This window comes from Celerinatantimonas sediminis, assembly GCF_046054195.1.
Classification (GTDB): domain Bacteria; phylum Pseudomonadota; class Gammaproteobacteria; order Enterobacterales; family Celerinatantimonadaceae; genus Celerinatantimonas.
Window position 1 is genome coordinate 24,526 of record NZ_JBEQCS010000028.1, and the last position, 6,731, is coordinate 31,256.

Annotated in this window: 4 protein-coding genes; 3 read left to right on the forward strand and 1 reads right to left on the reverse strand. The window is 44.7% G+C overall.

The window, feature by feature from the left end:
* Positions 1 to 112: 112 nt before the first annotated feature.
* Positions 113 to 2,125: a bifunctional tRNA (5-methylaminomethyl-2-thiouridine)(34)-methyltransferase MnmC2/FAD-dependent 5-carboxymethylaminomethyl-2-thiouridine(34) oxidoreductase MnmC1 gene (mnmC, locus tag ABTQ23_RS20275; protein WP_408617586.1), complete on the reverse strand. Its 2,013-nt coding sequence runs from the start codon at positions 2,123 to 2,125 to the stop codon at positions 113 to 115.
* Positions 2,126 to 2,268: 143 nt separating this feature from the next.
* Between mnmC and fabB the strand changes: the two genes are divergently transcribed.
* From fabB to ABTQ23_RS20290, 3 genes are all read left to right on the forward strand, one after another.
* Complete coding sequence (gene fabB / locus ABTQ23_RS20280) at positions 2,269 to 3,486, forward strand: beta-ketoacyl-ACP synthase I (RefSeq protein ID WP_408617587.1); 1,218 nt, start codon at positions 2,269 to 2,271, stop codon at positions 3,484 to 3,486.
* 293 nt (positions 3,487 to 3,779) lie between these two features.
* Positions 3,780 to 4,742 (forward strand): Asd/ArgC dimerization domain-containing protein, encoded by a 963-nt coding sequence (locus ABTQ23_RS20285; protein WP_408617588.1) that lies wholly within the window; start codon positions 3,780 to 3,782, stop codon positions 4,740 to 4,742.
* 174 nt (positions 4,743 to 4,916) lie between these two features.
* Positions 4,917 to 6,731, forward strand: a 1,815-nt coding sequence (locus ABTQ23_RS20290; RefSeq protein ID WP_408617589.1) for a FimV/HubP family polar landmark protein, incomplete at its 3' end; no start/stop codon positions are given.

Sequence of the window (6,731 nt, forward strand, 5' to 3'; positions counted from 1 at the left end):
TGCGCTATTATGGTGAATTCCTTCATTTATCAAGCATAGCTGTCAATTGCTGGCATTGAAAAAAAAATGCTAGTTTTACCCAATTAACCCAGAATAATGATGGTTTAGTGAGCTAATCCCGAGTCGCAGGTTGGCCTCGTAACAGGCGACGGACCCAAAATCTTGCCGGATGCAGAGCATCTAAGATTTTTTGACTAACTGGCATTGTCTCAGCGCTTAGCTCACAGGCGAGTAATTCACCGAGCAAAGGAGCACTGGTGACGCCTCGAGCGCCTAATCCTGAGATCGTATAAACATTTTCAATCAATGGTAATTGAGGCGCTGCTTCTCGACTTTTTTGCGTATTCAGCTGCGGATACTCATGAGTGAGCATGTCAATATTGGGAACAGGGCCCATTAAGGGCAGGTGATCGCGGACCGTTGCGCGCACGGCTGCTCGTCCTTGCGAATCATCCACATTGAGGTTTTCGGTCCATGCTTGAGTGATGCAATTTCTTAACGCTGCTAGGTTTTTGTGGGTATCATCGTCAGAAAGGTCTCTTTCGAGCCTTCCACGCTGATAGGTTGCACCAATGCAGTGGCTGTGGTTGTGCGCTGGTGTAAGGTAGCCGTCATAGCATAAAACGGTTCGTAAATCAGATAATGGCGAAGCACTTTTCAGGTGCGTAACCTGACCTCTGACTGGGGTGATGGGTAATTTTTCACAAGTAGCTATGTCAGTGATTTGATGACCATTACACAGAACCAGTTGGCTTACTATTTTGCTTGATTGATTGGCAAAATTTAACCTTATTTTGCCATCTTCTTGAGTTTGCCAACTAGTCAGCTGGTGTTGGTATTGAACGCATCCATAACCAGAGGCGCTTGCCTGAGAAAGCATTGCCTGAACAAGATCAGCTGGTGTTGCCCACAAACCTTGCGGATAAAACAGCCCTGAATGTTCAAGAGCAAGACCTGCAATATCGCTAGCTTGTTCTGCCGAGATGGGTTTGATGAGAGTCTCTGGCCACTGGGCTTGTGCTGTTTTAGCAAGTTTCTTAGCGGCTTTTTCATTATACCCCAGATGCAATACACCACTCTGTGCAAATGCGATGCGATGCCCTTGAGAGCTCAGCTCATGAATGGTTTGATTCAGATACGCAAATGCTGAGATAAAAAATTCACTCAAAGTGGGTTGGTCGGCATTAAGTAGCGGATAAATTGCGCCCTGACGATTACCTGATGCCGCTGTTGCAGGGCTACTTTCACTTTCAAATACAGAATGTTTAATGCCGCGTTTACTGAGTGCGTAGCTAAGACTTGCTCCGGCAAGGCCTGCACCGATAATGGCGATATCATCGAGACTTTCAGCTTTATGACGATAAAACCAAGGAGCAATCGTTGAATAGCTGGATTTGCGCTCGATGTGCCCATGTAACATCTCCCGTTTACGACCAAATCCTGGTGCTTTTTCGATACTAAATCCAGCCTCAATTAAACCTCTTCGAACAAAACCGGCGGCAGTAAAGGTGGCAAGTGTTGCCTGGTTTTTACTTAATGACGCCATCTTGTCGAATAGAGATTGGCTCCACATATCCGGGTTTTTCGATGGCGCAAAACCATCTAGGTACCAACAATCAACTAATCCTGAAGTTGGCGTTGGAATTTGCTCAAGTGATTCGTGAATATCGCCAAACCACAAATCTAGGGTAATAGCACCATTGGCAAAAACGAGTCGTTGGCATCCTTGTGTTAAAATTGTGGGGTAATGGGCAATTAATTGCTCTGCATAGGGTTTTAATTCGCTCCAATGCGCTAAGGTTTGCGCAATATCACTTTTTTCTAATGGGAATTTCTCAAAACTAACAAAATTAATTTGTTTGGGGCGATGCTCTTGAGGTAGTTGATCAAACATAAACCAAGTCGCCAAAAAATTAAGTCCGCTTCCAAAACCTGATTCAGCAATGGTAAAATGATCGACAGATGCATTATACCAACGTTGTGGAAGCTGATTTTGATTGAGAAATACATAACGAGTTTCGGCTAAGCCATCTTGGTTTGAAAAGTAGACATCATCAAATGCGCAAGCCACGGGATAGCCTTGTTCGTTCCATGCAAGGTCAGCGGAATGAATGGGTTTTACCAAAATGCACCTCTTATAAAGCTGGTTTTATACTGGAAATTATCGGCATAGACCTGTAATCTTCCACACAAAACAAGGTAGCGAGCACGATGCTGAACGTTATCTTAAACAGCATAATTTTGTGTTTAAACGATTGAGATCGTCTGATGAAAAGAGCCGTAATCACTGGTCTGGGTATTATATCCAGTATCGGTAACAATAAAGAAGAAGTACTCGAAGCATTAAAGGCCGGTCGGTCAGGAATTACTCATTCCGAGCAGTTCGAACAGATGAAACTGCGCAGTCAGGTATGGGGTGATCTGGATATCAACCCAGCTGAGCTGATTAACCGCAAAGTCTTTCGCTTTATGGGTGATGCTGCCGCTTATGCTTATCTTTCCATGGAACAGGCAATTGCTGATGCAGGATTAACCGAAGAGCATGTTTCTTCTGAACGGACCGGTTTGATTGTCGGTTCTGGTGGAGCTTCATCGAAAAATCAGGTTGAAGCTGCTGATATTCTGCGTGAAAAAGGTGTCAAGCGCGTTGGCCCATATATGGTCCCACGAACGATGGCCAGTACGACTTCGGCATGTCTGGCAACACCTTTTAAAATTCGCGGTGTCAACTATTCAATGAGTTCAGCGTGTTCAACGTCTGCTCACTGTATCGGAACTGCGCTTGAGCAGATCCAGCTGGGTAAACAGGACATGGTGTTTGCCGGTGGTGGCGAAGAGCTGCACTGGACATTGGCGATGGAATTCGACGCCATGGGCGCGCTATCGACCAAATACAATGATGAACCAAATCGTGCAAGCCGTACTTATGATGCTAACCGCGATGGTTTTGTCATCTCTGGTGGTGGCGGTATCGTGGTGGTTGAAGAGCTTGAACATGCTCTGGCTCGCGGTGCTAAAATCTATGCCGAAATTGTTGGCTATGGCGCAACATCTGATGGTTATGACATGGTTGCACCATCTGGTGAAGGTGCGGTTCGCTGTATGCGTCAGGCGATGCAAGGCCTAGATGCGCCGATTGATTATCTAAATACTCATGGCACTTCAACACCTGTTGGAGATGTGAAAGAGCTTGGCGCTATCTCAGAGGTCTTTGGTGATAATCAGCCTTTAATTAGTGCCACCAAGTCTCAGACTGGACATGCTTTAGGTGCTGCTGGCGTTCACGAAGCCATTTATTCATTATTGATGATGGAAAACAATTTTGTTTCGCCATCGATTAATATTGATGACTTAGATGAGCAAGCACAAGGCTTTAATATTGTTGCAAATAAAGCCAAAGAGGCAACGCTCAACCAAGTGATGTCTAATAGTTTTGGCTTTGGCGGTACTAATGCCACCTTGGTGTTCAAGCGGTTTACCAAATAAATACTGAGCACTTTCGTGTAAAAAGGCTACCTCAGGTAGCCTTTTTGTTATATGGTCAGTAACATATTGAAAGTTAATGTAAACTATAAGCTATTAACTGATATTCTTAATTCTAAAATCCTAGTTTAAAATAGGGTAGGATTAAGCCTTCAAAGTTGCTTGTTCTAATGGTGTTTGGCCAATTAAATGTGTGATTTTAATCTAATTAGAACAAATAGCAGTTAAGCTTATGGGTACAGGTTTTAAAATTAATTAAGTGAAACGCGTTTTAGCGTTGATGAAAGAGAGAATATATGGCAATTGCGGTTTTAGGGGCATCGTCCCTGTTAGGCAAATCATTAATTGAAAAACTAACCGCTTGGAAATATCCCGTAGAGGCTATAGTTGCAGTTGATAGCGCAACGGACGAGCAAAGCTCGACGTTAGAAATTGCTGATAATAAATATGATTTGCTTGAGCCGAGTGAGTTCGACTGGGGCAGCGTTCAGGCCGTTATCGGTTGTGATGATGAGCTAGTTGACACCTACAGTGACGATATTTTGAATTTTGGTGGTGTGTTAGTCAATGCAACGGCTACTGACGTGATTGGTGCTGTATCGACTCTTAGCATGGAAGATGGCGAATGGGTTGGGGCACAAGGTGCCTATCAGCTTCCTAATAGCGTTGTGATAATGTTAACTCATCTATTAAAACGGCTTGCCAATGAAGTGGGTATTGAGTCTGTACACGTCAACGCGCTGATGGCTGTGAGTGAGAATGGTCAAGATGGCGTTGATGAATTAGCCTCGCAGACCGCGCGGCTGCTCAATGGATTACCCGTTGAACCGAGTATTTATTCTCGGCAAATTGCGTTTAATTTATTACCTCAAGGCAAAGCTCAAAGCTCGGTAGCTGATGATATTGAGCAGCAGCTTAAACTAATTTTTAGTGACCAAGAGCCCATGGTGGCAGCTCACAGCGTGACGGTTCCGGTTTTTTATGGTGCGATGGCGCAAGTTACTGTTAGCTGTCAGGGAAATGTTTCTGTTGCCGAATGCGTTGATATTTGGCGTGAAATTGACAGTGTTGAAATACAGTTGGATGAGCCTGTCACTCTAGTAACGGATCTGAATCAGCATCCATATGTTAGTGTCAGTCAAATCAGGCAAAGTCAAAACGAGCCCAAACAATTGAAGTTTTGTGCTCAGGCTGACGTTATCAACGCCTGTGTTGTCCCTTATCTGGCTAAATTAATTCAGCGCATTGGAGGGATGTAGTTATTAATCGATTTAAGTTAAGTCAGATTAAGCCGAAATAGAATAAGGACGATAAAATCTGTCTTATTCATCAGAGCGAAAATATAAAATTAGGTGGGTGGACTCACCTAATACCTGAGCGAATTTACTATGGCAAGGATGACATCTGAATGCTCAGTATAAAAAGGAATCATTATGAAGCGATATAGTTCGCGCTTGGCGACACTGTTGTTTTGTGGGCTATTGGGATTACCCATTTTTTCTCATGCCGCTGTTGATCCCTCCTCGTATATCCAGATGGTTGGTCCGAACGAGGCTGTGAATAGTCAGGGAGATTCAATCAGTCAGCGTTACGGACCCATTCACCATAGCGACACTTTATGGGCGATAGCGAACCGTTATCGACCGAATAACTCGGTCAGTGTTTATCAGACTATGGTTGCCATTTTTCGGGCAAATCCCCAAGCATTTGTTGACAAAGACATGAACGCACTGGTCAACGGGGCTTATCTAAATATTCCAACGCTTGAGCAAATTAGAGCCATCTCTGCTCGTGAAGCTCAGCGAATTGTTTTGGGCCAATCAGAGAGTTCGGTTCATGCTGGCCAATCGACTCCAGCAACCCCATCAGCCGCGCCAACGCCGATGAGCAGCCGTTCATCTTCGGCGTCTAGCCAGACAGTTAGCGAGCTCACCGCTCAAGTTGATGCGCTTAAGAAACGTCTAGATGAGCTAGAAACTATGCGCAACAAAGAGCTTGATGTGATGCGCAAGCAACTTGACCAAGCCAGTGAACAAATGCTTGGCATGTCGGAAGTGAATCACCGATTAAAATTGCGTATTGCCGACTTAAGTAATCAGCTCGAAGCAATTCAAAGCCAATTGAGCCAAACACGTCAAACTCAGCAAGATATCTTAGAACGGTTGAATCAGAATTTGCAGGCAAAAGAGCGCCAGCAAGCTTCACCATTAAATCAGATTTTAAAATCACCTTTGAATTTAGCGCTAGCCGTTTGTATTCCGCTGCTGTTGATTCTACTCGTCGTGGTGCTGATTCTGCGTTTGCGCTCGAAAAAGAAAGAAAAACAAGCTGAGTTAGATGAGGACGAGCTTTCTTTAGAAGAGGTTGATGATCAGTTTTCAAAGTTATTTAGCGAAGATTTACCGCCTGCTGCGGCATTTAATGAGATTGCAGATGTAGAAGATTTTACCCAGTCAAATTCTTCTCCAACAGCAGATGCACCACATGATGGCTCGAGTATTGCTGATGAGTCAGAAATTGCCTTTGATGATGATGCAGTCAATGCGTTAGCCGAATTTGAGGACCCTGAGCAAGATCAGAGCACAGAGGAAGAAGCGTTTGATGACCTGATGCCTGAAAACGACTTTGCCTTAGATGATGAAGACGTGATTTTGCCATCGCAAGAGGATGATGAGCCTGATATCGACTTGCCGATTGATGACGACCTCATGCCTGAAGATCCTTCTTTGACACCACCAGAAGAGGTGAAACCGCAAGTTGAGCAAGATGAGCTCTCAATCGATTTTGATCAGCCTCTGCCTGACTTAGAACTTCCAGATGCTGGCGTCGAAGCAGATGCTGGAGTCGAAGAATCTCAGCCACCATCGGTCGATGATTTAACAGATGAGTCACTCACGCAACCTCCGCTGAGCGAGTCAAGCGACGAAGAGCCGGTTCCTGCTCTTGATGAGGCGTTAGAGCAGCCGATCAGCCTTGATGAGCAAGAACCAATTTCTGACGATGAAGCGTTGTTGCAACTTGATGAAATGGCTGATGACTTAAATCAAGATGTCGATCAGGTTAAAAATGATGAGTTGCTAGAATCTCAAATGGCCGAAGAGATGGCCGAAGTTTCAGCAAAAAATTTAGATAAAGAGCTTGATCTGAATCTAGATAGTGAAGAACTTCTTGCAGAGCCAGAGCCAGAGCCAGAGCCAGAGCCAGAGCCAGAGCCAGAGCCAGAGCCAGAGCCAGAGCCAGAGCCAGAG

Coding starts and splice junctions, on each gene's coding strand:
- ABTQ23_RS20285 (WP_408617588.1), top strand. CDS start 3,780: ATGGCAATTGCGGTTTTAGGGGCATCGTCCCTGTTAGGCAAATCATTA.
- fabB (WP_408617587.1), top strand. CDS start 2,269: ATGAAAAGAGCCGTAATCACTGGTCTGGGTATTATATCCAGTATCGGT.